Here is a 15,046-nt window from a genome sequence, read left to right on the forward strand (position 1 = left end):
CTGCTCGAAAGAGCAACATGCGAATTTTCGGCGAATGTCGTCTTCACAGTATAACCAGATTGCTTGGGGTTATATGGTCAAGTGAAGAAGCGCATACGGTGGATGCCTTGGCAGTCAGAGGCGATGAAAGACGTGGTAGCCTGCGATAAGCTTTGGGGAGTCGGCAAACAGACTGTGATCCAGAGATCTCTGAATGGGGGAACCCACTCAGCATAAGCTGAGTATCTTGTACTGAATACATAGGTGCAAGAGGCGAACCAGGGGAACTGAAACATCTAAGTACCCTGAGGAAAAGAAATCAACCGAGATTCCCTTAGTAGTGGCGAGCGAACGGGGACCAGCCCTTAAGTTGATTTGAGATTAGTGGAACGCTCTGGAAAGTGCGGCCATAGTGGGTGATAGCCCCGTACACGAAAATCTCTTATCAATGAAATCGAGTAGGACGGAGCACGAGAAACTTTGTCTGAACATGGGGGGACCATCCTCCAAGGCTAAATACTACTGACTGACCGATAGTGAACCAGTACCGTGAGGGAAAGGCGAAAAGAACCCCGGAGAGGGGAGTGAAATAGAACCTGAAACCGTATGCGTACAAGCAGTGGGAGCCTACTTTGTTAGGTGACTGCGTACCTTTTGTATAATGGGTCAGCGACTTATATTCAGTGGCGAGCTTAACCGAATAGGGGAGGCGTAGCGAAAGCGAGTCTTAATAGGGCGTTTAGTCGCTGGGTATAGACCCGAAACCGGGCGATCTATCCATGGGCAGGTTGAAGGTTAGGTAACACTGACTGGAGGACCGAACCGACTACCGTTGAAAAGTTAGCGGATGACCTGTGGATCGGAGTGAAAGGCTAATCAAGCTCGGAGATAGCTGGTTCTCCTCGAAAGCTATTTAGGTAGCGCCTCATGTATCACTGTAGGGGGTAGAGCACTGTTTCGGCTAGGGGGTCATCCCGACTTACCAAACCGATGCAAACTCCGAATACCTACAAGTGCCGAGCATGGGAGACACACGGCGGGTGCTAACGTCCGTCGTGAAAAGGGAAACAACCCAGACCGTCAGCTAAGGTCCCAAAGTCATGGTTAAGTGGGAAACGATGTGGGAAGGCTTAGACAGCTAGGAGGTTGGCTTAGAAGCAGCCACCCTTTAAAGAAAGCGTAATAGCTCACTAGTCGAGTCGGCCTGCGCGGAAGATGTAACGGGGCTCAAACCATGCACCGAAGCTACGGGTATCACCTCTGGTGATGCGGTAGAGGAGCGTTCTGTAAGCCTGTGAAGGTGAGTTGAGAAGCTTGCTGGAGGTATCAGAAGTGCGAATGCTGACATGAGTAACGACAATGCGAGTGAAAAACTCGCACGCCGAAAGACCAAGGTTTCCTGCGCAACGTTAATCGACGCAGGGTTAGTCGGTCCCTAAGGCGAGGCTGAAAAGCGTAGTCGATGGAAAACAGGTTAATATTCCTGTACTTCCAGTTATTGCGATGGAGGGACGGAGAAGGCTAGGCCAGCTTGGCGTTGGTTGTCCAAGTTTAAGGTGGTAGGCTGAGATCTTAGGCAAATCCGGGATCTCAAGGCCGAGAGCTGATGACGAGTTGCCTTTAGGCGACGAAGTGGTTGATGCCATGCTTCCAAGAAAAGCTCCTAAGCTTCAGATAACTGGGAACCGTACCCCAAACCGACACAGGTGGTTAGGTAGAGAATACCAAGGCGCTTGAGAGAACTCGGGTGAAGGAACTAGGCAAAATGGCACCGTAACTTCGGGAGAAGGTGCGCCGGTGAGGGTGAAGGACTTGCTCCGTAAGCTCATGCCGGTCGAAGATACCAGGCCGCTGCGACTGTTTATTAAAAACACAGCACTCTGCAAACACGAAAGTGGACGTATAGGGTGTGACGCCTGCCCGGTGCCGGAAGGTTAATTGATGGGGTTAGCGCAAGCGAAGCTCTTGATCGAAGCCCCGGTAAACGGCGGCCGTAACTATAACGGTCCTAAGGTAGCGAAATTCCTTGTCGGGTAAGTTCCGACCTGCACGAATGGCGTAACGATGGCGGCGCTGTCTCCACCCGAGACTCAGTGAAATTGAAATCGCTGTGAAGATGCAGTGTATCCGCGGCTAGACGGAAAGACCCCGTGAACCTTTACTATAGCTTTGCACTGGACTTTGAATTTGCTTGTGTAGGATAGGTGGGAGGCTTTGAAGTGGGGACGCCAGTTCTCATGGAGCCATCCTTGAAATACCACCCTGGCAACTTTGAGGTTCTAACTCAGGTCCGTTATCCGGATCGAGGACAGTGTATGGTGGGTAGTTTGACTGGGGCGGTCTCCTCCCAAAGAGTAACGGAGGAGTACGAAGGTGCGCTCAGACCGGTCGGAAATCGGTCGTAGAGTATAAAGGCAAAAGCGCGCTTGACTGCGAGACAAACACGTCGAGCAGGTACGAAAGTAGGTCTTAGTGATCCGGTGGTTCTGTATGGAAGGGCCATCGCTCAACGGATAAAAGGTACTCCGGGGATAACAGGCTGATACCGCCCAAGAGTTCATATCGACGGCGGTGTTTGGCACCTCGATGTCGGCTCATCACATCCTGGGGCTGAAGCCGGTCCCAAGGGTATGGCTGTTCGCCATTTAAAGTGGTACGCGAGCTGGGTTTAGAACGTCGTGAGACAGTTCGGTCCCTATCTGCCGTGGACGTTTGAGATTTGAGAGGGGCTGCTCCTAGTACGAGAGGACCGGAGTGGACGAACCTCTGGTGTTCCGGTTGTCACGCCAGTGGCATTGCCGGGTAGCTATGTTCGGAAGAGATAACCGCTGAAAGCATCTAAGCGGGAAACTTGCCTCAAGATGAGATCTCACTGGGATCTTGAATCCCCTAAAGGGCCGTCGAAGACTACGACGTTGATAGGTTGGGTGTGTAAGCGCTGTGAGGCGTTGAGCTAACCAATACTAATTGCCCGTGAGGCTTGACCATATAACACCCAAGCAATTTGCTGCTGCAGATTGTGGTGGTGAAGATGATACGAACCGAAAGTTCGCAACGAACCACAAATATCGCATATCCGGATTCGCTGGGCTGTCCATCTGGACATTCTGGCTACAGAATTTCTTGACGACCATAGAGCATTGGAACCACCTGATCCCATCCCGAACTCAGTAGTGAAACGATGCATCGCCGATGGTAGTGTGGGGTTTCCCCATGTGAGAGTAGGTCATCGTCAAGATTCATTTCGCAAAACCCCTATCTGCGCGAGCAGGTAGGGGTTTTGTCTTTTCTGGCTTTTACAGATCCCGGACTCGGCGGTTAGCCGTGATATCGTTCCCATCAGCCCGAACTGCCTTCAGAGAACCATCAATGGCCAACCCGACTTCACTCCACCCCGGCTTCATGATCGTGCACGGCAACCGCCTGGACGACTTGCGCAGCCTGGTGGTGAGCTGGATGCGGCGCTATCCGCTGGCCCCCCTGGAAAACGAAATTGCTCTGGTGCAGAGCAATGGTATCGCCCAGTGGCTCAAGCTGGCCTTGGCCGAGGACCCGCTCGAAGATGACCAAGGCGGCTGTGGGATCGCTGCTGCCATCGAAGTGCAGTTGCCAGGCAGCTTCATGTGGCAGTTGTACAGAAAAGTCCTCGGGCGTGACGAAATCCCGGAAGTCTCCCTGCTCGACAAGGCCCCGCTGACCTGGCGACTCATGCGTTTGCTACCCGCGTTGATCGAGCGCCCGCATTTCGAGCCGTTGCGACGCTTCCTCACTGACGACGGCGATCTGCGCAAACGCTATCAGCTTGCAGAGCGCCTGGCTGACCTGTTCGACCAATACCAGGTCTATCGTGCCGACTGGCTGAAGGACTGGGCTGCCGGGCAGCACGTCCTCAATACGGCCCGTGGCGAACGCAAGCCTCTGGCGCCTGGCAACCGCTGGCAGGCAGAGCTGTGGCGGGCCCTGCTCGAGGATGTGGGTGAACAAGGCATGGCCCAAAGCCGGGCAGGGGTGCACCAGCGGTTCATCGAACGTATCAACAGCCTTGAGCAGCCCCCTGCGGGCCTGCCTTCACGGGTAATCGTATTCGGTATCTCATCCCTGCCTGCCCAAGCCTTGGAAGCGCTGGCAGGCCTTGCACGCTTCAGCCAGGTATTGCTGTGTGTGCACAACCCTTGTCGCCACCACTGGGCGGACATCGTCGCCGACAAGGACCTGCTGCGCCACCAGTACAAGCGCCAGCAACGCAAACAGGGCATGCCCGTGCAACTGGATGACGAGTCCTTGCACCAGCACGCCCACCCCTTGCTGGCCGCCTGGGGCAAACAGGGGCGGGACTACATCAACCTGCTCGACAGTTATGACGACCCAGGCAGCTACCAGGGCGCATTCAGCGACGGGCGCATCGACTTGTTCAGCGAAAGCGAGCCTACAACACTGCTCAAGCAGCTGCAGGACGATATCCTCGAACTGCGCCCGCTTACCGAAACCCGTGAGCTGTGGCCTGAGGTGGTTCTGACAAAAGACCGCTCCATCCGCTTCCACATCGCCCACAGCCCACAGCGCGAAGTCGAGATCCTGCACGACCAGTTGTTGGCCCGCTTCAGTGCCGACCCCACCCTGCGCCCGCGTGACGTCATTGTCATGCTCCCGGCGATCGACACCTATGCACCGCATATCCGCGCCGTTTTCGGTCAGTTACAGCGTAACGACCCGCGTTACATACCCTTTACCCTGACCGATCAGGGCCAGCGCGGGCGGGATCCCTTGCTGATTGCCCTGGAGCATCTGCTCAAGCTGCCAGACAGCCGTTTCGCCGTCAGCGAGGTGCTCGATCTGCTGGACGTACCGGCTGTGCGAGCCCGTTTCGGGATCCGCGAAAGCGACCTGCCCACGCTGCACCGCTGGATCGAAGGTGCCGGTATCCGCTGGGGGCTCAATGCCGAGCAGCGAGCGGCCCTGGGCCTGCCCGAAGGCCTTGAGCAGAACAGCTGGCGGTTCGGCCTGCGGCGTATGTTGTTGGGTTATGCCGTCGGTATGGGGGAAGGCTGCGACGGTATCGAACCCTACGACGAAATCGGCGGGCTGGATGCTGCGCTGATCGGCCCGTTGGTGGCGTTGCTCGACGCTCTGGATGTGGCCAACCATGCCCTCTCACAGCCAGCCACTGCTGCCCAATGGGGCGAGCGGCTGAACGCGTTGTTGCAAGTGTTCTTCCTGGCAGAAGGCGAACATGACGAGTTCCTGCTCATGCAACTGCAGGAGCTGCGCGATAGCTGGCTGGAGGTGTGCGAGACTGTCGGCTTGCTAGACGTGCTACCCCTCACCGTCATACGCGAGGCGTGGTTGTCGGGCCTGGATCAGGGCAAGCTGTCCCAGCGTTTTCTTGCCGGTTCGGTAAACTTTTGCACCCTCATGCCAATGCGTGCCATCCCGTTCCGGGTGGTCTGCCTGCTGGGCATGAATGATGGCGATTACCCGCGCGCCCAGCAGCCGCTGGACTTCGACCTGATGGCCAGTGATTACCGCCCCGGCGACCGCTCGCGCCGGGAGGATGACCGTTACCTGCTGCTCGAGGCGTTGTTGTCCGCGCGCGATCAGCTATACATCAGCTGGGTCGGCCGGAGCATCCGCGACAACAGCGAGCGTCCGGCATCCGTGCTCATAGGCCAACTGCGCGATCACCTGGCTGCAGGTTGGCGGCTGGCCGGTGGCAGGGACAGCCAGCACGCGGGCGAGCAGTTGTTGCATGGGTTGACGCAAGAGCACCCGCTGCAGCCCTTCAGCTCGCGTTATTTCCAGAAAGGCAGCGCGTTGTTCAGCTACGCCCATGAATGGCAGCTGCTGCACCAGGTCAGCGATGAGGGCGAACAGGCAGACATTGGCCTGCCACCCTACGTGGGCGATGAAGCCCTGACGCTCACACAACTGCAGGATTTTCTGCGTAATCCGGTGCGGCACTTCTTCAGCCAGCGGCTGAAGGTGTTTTTCGAGGCGCTGGAGGCGCCGACGCCAGATGAGGAGCCGTTCGTCCTCGACGCCCTGCAGCGCTACAGCGCCAGCGAAAGCCTGCTCGGGGCGGCGCTGGCCGACCCGGAAAACGCCGAGCATGCGCTGCAAGCCCAGGCGCGCCGGCTGCAGGCATGCGGCATGCTGCCGTTGGCCGGGTTCGGTGAGCTTTTACAGGCCGAACTGATTCAGCCGCTGCCCGACCTGCTGCAACGCCATCGCCAATTGTTGCAGCGCTGGCCCGAGGTGGTGGAGGGCGCGCTGCCGATCAGTTTCGAACAGGGCAGTCATCGCCTTGAGGGCTGGCTTGGCCGGGTCTACCAGGCCGCCGACCAAAGCCTGTTGAGCATCACCACGGTGCCCAACACCATCAGCGCCGGGCGTAACAGTCTCAAGTGGCACCGGCTGATCGCCAGTTGGGTCATGCACCTGGCGGCCTGCGCCGAAGGCTATCCACTGTATAGCGCCCTGTTGGCCAGCGACATCACCTTGCTGCTTGCGCCACTGTCACAACACCAAGCTGCTGAGCAGCTCGGCCATTTGCTGGTGTCACGCCAGGCCGCAATGAATGCGCCGCTGCCGGTTGCCGCCAAGACAGCGTTCGCCTGGCTGGCCCAGGACGATCCTGACAAAGCCCTCGCCGCAGCCGCGCGTGCTTACGAAGGTGATGGCCGCACCAGTTTCGGTGAGCGCAGCGAAAGCCTGGCCCTGGCCCGACAATTCCGTGACTTCGCCGCACTCAGTGCCGACGAAACCTTTGAAGGCTGGTGCGAAACCCTGTACCGCCCGTTATACAGCGCAGCCTGGCAGACGCTGGGCAACCCGGAGAGTGGCGCATGACCCAGGTCCGTCCCCTGGCACTGAGTTTCCCCCTGCACGGCAGCCAACTGATCGAAGCCAGTGCCGGTACCGGCAAGACGTTCACCATTTCAGCCCTTTACCTGCGGCTGATACTTGGCCATGGCGGCGAGCACGCTTTTGCCCGCGAACTGCTGCCACCGCAGATCCTCGTGGTGACCTTCACCGATGCAGCCACCAAGGAACTGCGCGAGCGTATTCGCGCGCGCCTGGCCGAGGCTGCACGCTTCTTTCGCGGCGAGCTGCCAGAAGCCGACCCGCTGTTGCACCAGCTACGTGACGATTATCCACAGGAGCACTGGCCTCGCTGCGCCAACCGCCTGGAGATCGCCGTACAGTGGATGGACGAAGCGGCAGTCTCGACCATTCATGGCTGGTGCCAGCGCATGCTTCGCGAACATGCCTTCGACAGCGGCAGCCTGTTCACCCAGAGCCTGGAAACCGACCACAGCGACCTGCTTGGCCAGGTCATGCGCGACTACTGGCGGCGTTTCTGCTACGGCATGCACGGCGCGGCGCTGGGCTGGGTGCGCAGCCATTGGGGCAGCCCCGATGCACTGTTGCCCCGGATCCGCCCATTGTTTGGTCGTGTGCGTGCCCAGCAGGATGAGCAAGAACCGCAAGCGCTGATCGATGCAGCGCTGCTGGAGCGCGCCGATCAGTTGTACCAACTCAAAGCCCCATGGGCGCAGTGGGCCGAGCAGTTGCAACAGATCTGCCGGGACGCCGTCGCCGCCAAGCAGGTCGACGGGCGCAAACTGCAGGCGCGCTTCTTCGAACCCTGGTTCGACAAGTTACGCGCCTGGGCTGCTGATGATCAGATAGTGGAGCTTGACCTAGGGACTGGCTTTACGCGCCTGACCCCGGCAGGCATGGCCGAAGCCTGGAAGATCGGTGAGCCTCCAGATCACCCGGCCTTGCACGCCATGCACGATCTGCCACAACAGCTACAGGCCTTGGCCAGCCCCGATGCCCGCCTGCTCGAGCACGCCGCCGCCTGGGTTTCGGCGCGCTTCGAGGTGGAAAAGCGCCGCCGCGCCGAGATGGGCTTCGACGATATGCTGCTGCGCCTGCAACATGCGTTGGCCAGTGAAGCCGGCGAGAGGTTGGCAGGCCTGATTCGCGAACAGTTCCCGGTAGCCCTGATCGACGAATTCCAGGATACCGACCCTGTTCAGTACGGCATCTTCGAGCGCATCTACCGCATCAGCGAAAATCGTGAGGAAACCGGTCTGTTCATGATCGGCGACCCCAAACAGGCCATCTATGCCTTCCGTGGCGCCGACATTTACACCTACCTGTCCGCGCGGCGCGCCACCGCCGGACGGCTGCACAGCCTGGACACCAATTACCGCTCCAGTGAAGCAATGGTGGCCGCTGTCAATCAGGTGTTCCTGCAGGCCGAAGCCCGTGAGCAAGGGCGGGGCGCCTTCCTGTTCCGCGAAGGCCATGACAACCCGTTGCCGTTCATCGAGGTACGCGCCAAGGGGCGCAGCGAACGCCTGTTGATCGACGGCCAGGCAATCCCGGCCCTGCAGTGTTGGCAATTGGAGAGCGAAGACCCCGTCTCCAGCACACTGTACCGGCAGCAACTGGCGGCCAGCTGCGCCAGCCACATCGTCGCCCTGCTCAACAGTGCCCAGCGCGGCCAGAGCGGTTTCAGCAAGGCTGACGGCGAACTGCGCCCGTGCCTGCCCTCTGACATCGCCATTCTCGTACGTGACGGCCATGAGGCGCAGTTGGTGCGAGCCGAACTTGCCGCCCGTGACGTTCGCAGCGTGTACCTGTCCGACAAGGACTCGGTCTTCGCCGCCCAGGAAGCGCATGACCTGCTGGCCTGGCTCAAGGCTTGCGCCGAGCCGGACTCCGAGCGCCTGCTCAAGGCCGCCTTGGCCAGCCTGACCCTGGACCTGTCGCTGGCCGAGCTGGACCAGTTGAACCAGGACGAGCGGGTCTGGGAGGACTGGGTCATGCGTTTTCGCCGCTACCGCGACACCTGGCAGCGCCAAGGCGTACTACCGATGTTGCGGCACCTGCTGCACGATTTTCAGTTGCCGCGTACGCTCGTTGCCCGCAGCGATGGCGAGCGGGTGTTGACCAACCTGCTGCACCTGGCGGAGCTGCTGCAGCAAGCGGCGGGCGAACTGGATGGCGAGCAAGCGCTGATCCGCCACCTGGCCGAGCACTTGGCCAACGCCGGCCAGGCCAGTGAAGACCAGATCCTTCGTCTGGAGAGCGACGAACAGCTGGTCAAGGTGGTGACCATCCACAAATCCAAAGGCCTGGAATACCCCTTGGTCTACCTGCCGTTCATCTGCACCAGCAAACCGGTCGACGGTAGTCGCCTGCCGCTGGCCTGGCACGACAGCCAAGGGCAGGCGCAACTGACCCTGACCCCCGACCCGACGCAGATTGCCTTGGCCGATGATGAGCGCCTCGCGGAAGACCTGCGCCTGCTCTACGTGGCCCTCACCCGTGCCCAGCATGCATGCTGGCTGGGCGTTGCCGACCTCAAGCGCGGTAACCAGAAAAGTTCGCAGCTGCACCGCTCCGCTCTCGGCTATCTGCTTGGCGGCGGTGAACCGCTGCAGGGCTCGGCGCAACTGGCGGACTGGCTGCAGAGCTTGCTGGCCGGCTGCCCACACATTGCCTGCCCCGGCCTGCCAGAGGCAGACGAACAGCGCTACCGCACGCCCCATGCCGAACGCGAGCTGCAGCCTGCACGCAAGCCTCGTCGCGCAGCAGCGGAGCATTGGTGGATCGCGTCCTACAGCGCCTTGCGGGTGGGTGAACAGACACTGGGTGCCGACAGCTCCCTGGCCCAGCAGTTGCTCGACGATGAGGGGGGCGCTATTCAACTGCCCCGCGAGGTGCCCGCCGACGGCGGCGACATCCACCGCTTCCCGCGCGGGCCGAACCCCGGCACCTTCCTCCATGGTTTGCTCGAGTGGGCCGGGCGCGAAGGCTTCGCCGAGGTCGCCGCCAACCCCAAACTGGTCGAGCGCACCGTCGGCCAGCGCTGCAACCGGCGCGATTGGACTGGCTGGATCCCGGCACTGAGCCAATGGTTGCAGCAACTGCTGAACGAGCCACTGCCTGCCCGTGACATGAGCCTGAGGTTGGCGCAGTTGCAGCACTATCAGATAGAAATGGAGTTCTGGTTCGCCAGCCATCAGGTCGATGCCCAGCAGCTTGACCAGTTGGTCGCCCGCCACACCCATCCAGGTGCAGCGCGCCCCGCAGCTCAGCCGACGCTGCTCAACGGCATGTTCAAAGGCTTCATCGACCTGGCGTTCGAGCTCGATGGCCGCTATTACGTGGCCGACTACAAGTCCAACTGGCTTGGCCCGGATACCCAGGCCTATGACACGCCGGCCATGGAAAAGGCGATCCTGGAGCACCGCTACGACTTGCAGTACGTGCTTTATCTGCTGGCCCTGCATCGCCAGTTGCGTGCCCGGCTGCCCGATTACGATTATGACCAGCATGTGGGCGGTGCGCTGTTCATCTTCTTGCGCGGCGCCAGCAGCAGCGGCCACGGCGTGTACTTCGCCAAGCCGCCACGTGAGTTGATCGAAGCACTCGATGCGCTGTTCCGTGGCGTGCATGCGCCTCAACAACACGACCTGTTCGCCGGAGCTGCGCCATGAGTCGCACCCTTGATGACCTCTTGCCTACGCCACTGAACGCCGAGCACCTGCTGACGCTGGCGCCACAACGCAACAGCGCAGACCTGCTGCAACTGCTCGACCGCTGGGTTGAGCGCGGCTGGTTGCGGGCCCTGGACCGTGCATTCGTGTCCTTTCTGGAAGAGCGCGCCCCCGGCAGCGATCCGCTGTTGCTGCTGGCCGCTGCCTTGGCCAGCCATCAGCTGGGCCACGGGCATGTCTGCCTGGACCTGCAGCAAACCCTGGCCGAGCCGGATTTCGCCCTGTCGCTGCCGCCGGAAGGCGATGCCCTGGCAGGGCCGTTGCTGCTGCCGTCGCAGTTGCTCGCCAACCTCGACCTGCACACCTGGCGCAAGCGCATTGCCGCCAGCACCCTGGTGGCGGCTGGCGATACCCCTGGCCATGAGGCCCGGCCATTGGTGATCAGCGGTGAACGTCTCTACCTGCGCCGCTACTGGAGTTACGAGCGGCAGATCGACGAAACCCTGCGCCAGCGCCTGGGCCAAGACGAGGCCACCCCCGCAGACCTGCCTGCGCGCCTGGCGCAGTTGTTTGATGAAGGTGCTCTGGCCGGTCAGGTGGATTGGCAGAAACTGGCGTGTGCCCTGGCTACCCGCGCCGGCTTCAGCATCATCACCGGTGGGCCGGGCACCGGCAAGACCACCACGGTGGTGCGCCTGCTGGCCTTGCTGCAGGCGCCTGCAGTCGAGCAGGGCAGGCCGCTGCGCATTCGCCTTGCCGCGCCCACCGGCAAGGCTGCAGCGCGCCTGACCGAATCCATCGGTCAGCAGGTCGAGCGTTTGCAGGTCAGTGCCGATGTCCGCCGGCAGATTCCTACCGATGTCAGCACCGTGCACCGGCTGCTCGGCAGCCGTCCGGGATCGCGCCACTTCCGTCACCATGCAGGCAACCCGTTGCCGCTGGATGTGCTGGTGGTGGATGAAGCCTCGATGATCGACCTCGAAATGATGGCCAACCTGCTCGATGCCTTGCCCCCCAAAGCCCGGTTGATCCTGTTGGGTGACAAGGACCAGCTGGCCTCGGTCGAGGCGGGTGCGGTGCTGGGCGACTTGTGCCGGGATGCCGAAGAGGGCTGCTACTCGCCCGCTACCCAAGCATGGCTGGAGCAGATTGGCGGTCAGTCGCTGGCCGAGAGCGGGCTGAAGGCCGGCGACGCGCAACGCAACCCTTTGGCCCAGCAAGTCGTGATGCTGCGTTTTTCCAGGCGCTTTGGCGAAGGCAGCGGTATCGGCCAGCTGGCGCGCCTGGTCAACCGCCAGCAAGCCCAGGCGGCCCGCGATCTGTTGACGATGCCGCCGGCCGATGTATTCGGCCTGGCCCTGCGCGGCGAGCACGACCGCGCCTTTGATCGGCTGATACTCGACGGCCTGAACCGCGGCGCCGATGGGCCACAAGGCTATCGCAGCTACCTGCGCACCATTGGCCGGCATCGTCCGGCGCCTGGCAGTGCTTTCGACGATCCGCTCTGGGAGCAGTGGGCTGGCAAGGTGCTGCGCAGCTTTGAGGACTTCCAGTTGCTGTGCGCGGTGCGCAGGGGCGCCTGGGGGGTCGAAGGGCTCAATGAGCGGGTGGCGCGAGTGCTGCACAGCGCCGGGCTGATCGACAGCCAGCAGCCTTGGTATGAAGGGCGCCCGGTACTGGTGACGCGTAACGACTACGGTCTGGGCCTGATGAACGGTGACATCGGCATCGCCCTGCGCTTGCCGGACGAGCAGGGCGAGCCGCTGCTGCGTGTGGCCTTCCCACGCAACGACGGCAGTGGCGGGGTGCGCTTCGTGCTGCCCAGCCGGCTCAACGAGGTGGAAACGGTGTTCGCCATGACCGTCCACAAGTCTCAGGGCTCTGAATTCAGCCACACCGCGTTGGTACTGCCCGACGCGCTCAACCCGGTGCTCACCAAAGAGCTGGTATACACCGGTATCACCCGGGCCAAGCATTGCTTCAGCCTGGTCGAGCCACGGCAGGGCATCTTCGAAGAAGCGGTGGCGCGCAGGGTGCGGCGTATCTCCGGTTTGATGCTCGAGCAGGTGTGATGCATTGCTGTGGACGCTGCCGTGCGCCGTGATAGGGCGCTTCCCCAGCGATAACGGCGTTGTGCTATCGTTGCGCCACATCTGAAGGGACTTAAGAGATTTCCCACATGACAGTGGTTGGCAGACGTGTGACGGGCGGTGCGCTTTCGCGCTTGCTGACCCTCTTGGCGCTATTGGCCGGCCCTGTTCATGCGGATGATTCGGCCACTGCTGCGCAGGCCCAGCAACGTGCCGAGGCCGTGACTCAGGTTGTATTGGGTATCTTGAGTTACGCACGCTGGCCAGTCGAACCGGTGCCGCTGCGGTTGTGCCTCGTCGGCCCTACCGAGTACACCGACGACCTGATCAAAGGCAACCTGCAGAACTCCGGCCAACCGCTGCAAGTGCGCCGTCTGCTTGCTGATGACCGGGAGATCGCCCACGCGTGTGACGCCGTATACATCGGCAAGCTCGACCAAGGCCAGCGCGATCGGTTGTTCCAGGCCGTCAGTAACCACCCTGTATTGAGCATCAGTGAAGCCGACGACCCGTGTACGGTCGGTACCCTGTTCTGCCTGCGGGTCAGCGACCAGCAGGTTGCATTCGAGGTCAACCTTGACTCTGTGGCACGCTCGGGCGTTCGCATTCACCCCAGCGTGCTGCAGTTGTCGCGGCGCCGGGCGGTGCAACCATGAGGGCGAGCAGAAAAAGTGGCGTCCGCCCGACCCTGCGCTCGGTACTGAGCCGGGGTCACCTCAGCGTCGCCGTGTTGGCCGCCGGCCTTGCCGGTATCTCGCTGACAGTGCTGGGTGTGCTTGCCTTGCGTGTGTACGCCAACCACAACCTGCACTTGATCGCCCGCTCGATCAATTACACCGTCGAAGCCGCCGTGGTGTTCGACGACAGTGGCGCGGCCAACGAGGCCTTGGAGCTGATTGCCAGAACCGAAGAAGTGGCCGATGCCAAGGTGTTCAACAATGACGGTAAGCAGTTGGCGCATTGGCAGCGCAACGACAACGGCATGCTCGCGCCCTTGGAAGCGCAAGTGGCAAGGGCCTTGCTGAGTGAGCCCATCAACCTGCCGATCATGCATCAGCAACAGAAGGTCGGGCACATCGAGCTGGTCGGCCAAGGCCGCAGCCTGCTGCTGTTCCTGCTCAGCGGCTTGGGCGGCATCCTGTTCTGCACAGCCCTCAGCGCTTTTGTCGCCCAGTACCTGTCCCGGCGCATGCTCGGCGATATCGTCCGCCCTCTGCGTAGCCTGGCCAGCGTTGCCCACGCCGCCCGCCGCGAGCGTAGCTTCGACCGCCGTGTGCCGCAAGCGCCGATCGCGGAACTCAATGAACTGGGCAATGACTTCAACGCCTTGCTGGACGAACTGGAAATCTGGCATGGCCACTTGCAGAACGAAAACGCCACCTTGGCCCACCAGGCCAGCCATGACAGCCTCACCGGCCTGCACAACCGTGCGTTCTTCGAGGGCCGGCTCAACCGCAGCGTGCGCAATGCCGCCCGGCAGCAAGACCATATGGCGCTGTTGTTCCTCGACAGTGACCACTTCAAACAGATCAACGACAACCTCGGCCACGCGGTCGGGGACCAGGTGCTGATCAACGTCGCCGAACGCGTGCGGGCGCAACTGCGTGAGCATGACCTGGTGGCGCGCCTTGGCGGGGATGAATTCGCCGTGCTGCTGACACCGCTGCAGTCGCGCACAGATGCTGAACGTATCGCTGACAAGATCATCAGCAGCATGGCGCTGCCGATTCAGCTCGACAGCGGGGGTAGCATCACCACCTCGCTCAGCGTCGGTATTGCCTATTACCCGGAGGATGGCGACGACCCCGCCAGCCTCCTCGATGCCGCTGATGCGGCGATGTACCAGGCCAAGCGCATGCGCCGTGGCCACTGGCACGCGGCGCAGACGGAACGGTCCGCCGCTGAAATCAAGAACAGGAGCTGAACCGTGATACAGCGTTTGCATTTTCCCTTCATCGCCTTGCTGCTGGTTTTGCTGGCGCTTACGGGTTGCCAGAGCACACCCCGGAAAGGGCTGACGGCCGAACAGGTCGCTGTGCTCAAGCGCGAGGGGTTTGCCCCCACCGATGAGGGCTGGGCGTTCGATCTGTCGGGCAAGGTGCTGTTCGGCAGTGACGTGGACAGCCTCAATGGCCAGAGCCAGGCGATTGTCGAACGTATCGGCAAGGCGTTGCTGGGTGTTGGCATTCAGGGCGTGCGGGTCGACGGCCATGCCGATGCGTCAGGCAAGGCGGCGTACAACCAGCAGCTGTCAGAGCGGCGGGCGCAGAGTGTGGCCAAGGTGTTGATCGGCATCGGCATGCCGAACCAGAACATTCAGACCCGAGGCCTGGGCAGCACTCAGCCGGTAGCGGATAACCGCACCAGCCTTGGGCGTACCGAGAACCGGCGGGTATCGATTGTGGTGGCGTCTTACTGAGATCCGCGTTGCATTCATCGCCGGCAAGCCGGCTCCCACATGGA

6 protein-coding genes and 2 rRNA genes are annotated in these 15,046 nt (G+C 61.4%); all 8 read left to right on the forward strand.

From position 1 onward, the window contains the following. Positions 1–75 precede the first annotated feature (75 nt). The 8 genes from ABRP30_RS03710 (at position 76) to ABRP30_RS03745 (ending at position 15,002) form a co-directional block, all read left to right on the forward strand. Positions 76–2,967: ribosomal RNA gene (locus tag ABRP30_RS03710) — 23S ribosomal RNA — on the forward strand. A gap of 134 nt (positions 2,968–3,101) precedes the next feature. Further along, positions 3,102–3,217: ribosomal RNA gene (gene rrf / locus ABRP30_RS03715) — 5S ribosomal RNA — on the forward strand. 131 nt (positions 3,218–3,348) lie between these two features. Further along, positions 3,349–6,825: an exodeoxyribonuclease V subunit gamma gene (recC, locus tag ABRP30_RS03720; RefSeq protein WP_349976394.1), complete on the forward strand. Its 3,477-nt coding sequence runs from the start codon at positions 3,349–3,351 to the stop codon at positions 6,823–6,825. After that, positions 6,822–10,493 (forward strand): exodeoxyribonuclease V subunit beta, encoded by a 3,672-nt coding sequence (recB, locus tag ABRP30_RS03725; RefSeq protein WP_349976393.1) that lies wholly within the window; start codon positions 6,822–6,824, stop codon positions 10,491–10,493. The genes recC and recB overlap by 4 nt, the downstream gene beginning before the upstream one ends. Then, the gene (gene recD / locus ABRP30_RS03730) at positions 10,490–12,565 is read left to right on the forward strand and encodes an exodeoxyribonuclease V subunit alpha (RefSeq protein ID WP_241806517.1); all 2,076 of its coding nucleotides are present in this window, start codon (positions 10,490–10,492) and stop codon (positions 12,563–12,565) included. Before recB ends, recD begins: the two co-directional genes overlap by 4 nt. A gap of 107 nt (positions 12,566–12,672) precedes the next feature. Next, the gene (locus ABRP30_RS03735; RefSeq protein ID WP_349976392.1) at positions 12,673–13,239 is read left to right on the forward strand and encodes a YfiR family protein; all 567 of its coding nucleotides are present in this window, start codon (positions 12,673–12,675) and stop codon (positions 13,237–13,239) included. Further along, complete coding sequence (locus tag ABRP30_RS03740) at positions 13,236–14,507, forward strand: diguanylate cyclase domain-containing protein (RefSeq protein ID WP_349976391.1); 1,272 nt, start codon at positions 13,236–13,238, stop codon at positions 14,505–14,507. The genes ABRP30_RS03735 and ABRP30_RS03740 overlap by 4 nt, the downstream gene beginning before the upstream one ends. Before the next feature lie 3 nt (positions 14,508–14,510). After that, entirely contained in the window at positions 14,511–15,002 is a 492-nt protein-coding gene (locus tag ABRP30_RS03745) for an OmpA family protein (protein ID WP_267820909.1), read from the forward strand. Positions 15,003–15,046 lie beyond the last annotated feature (44 nt).

Source organism: Pseudomonas sp. WHRI 8519 (assembly GCF_040224055.2).
GTDB lineage: Bacteria > Pseudomonadota > Gammaproteobacteria > Pseudomonadales > Pseudomonadaceae > Aquipseudomonas > Aquipseudomonas putida_X.

Bases quoted from the DNA above. Each gene is read 5' to 3' on its own strand.
- recB (WP_349976393.1), top strand. From the start codon at position 6,822: ATGACCCAGGTCCGTCCCCTGGCACTGAGTTTCCCCCTGCACGGCAGC.
- ABRP30_RS03740 (WP_349976391.1), top strand. From the start codon at position 13,236: ATGAGGGCGAGCAGAAAAAGTGGCGTCCGCCCGACCCTGCGCTCGGTA.
- ABRP30_RS03735 (WP_349976392.1), top strand. From the start codon at position 12,673: ATGACAGTGGTTGGCAGACGTGTGACGGGCGGTGCGCTTTCGCGCTTG.
- recD (WP_241806517.1), top strand. From the start codon at position 10,490: ATGAGTCGCACCCTTGATGACCTCTTGCCTACGCCACTGAACGCCGAG.
- recC (WP_349976394.1), top strand. From the start codon at position 3,349: ATGGCCAACCCGACTTCACTCCACCCCGGCTTCATGATCGTGCACGGC.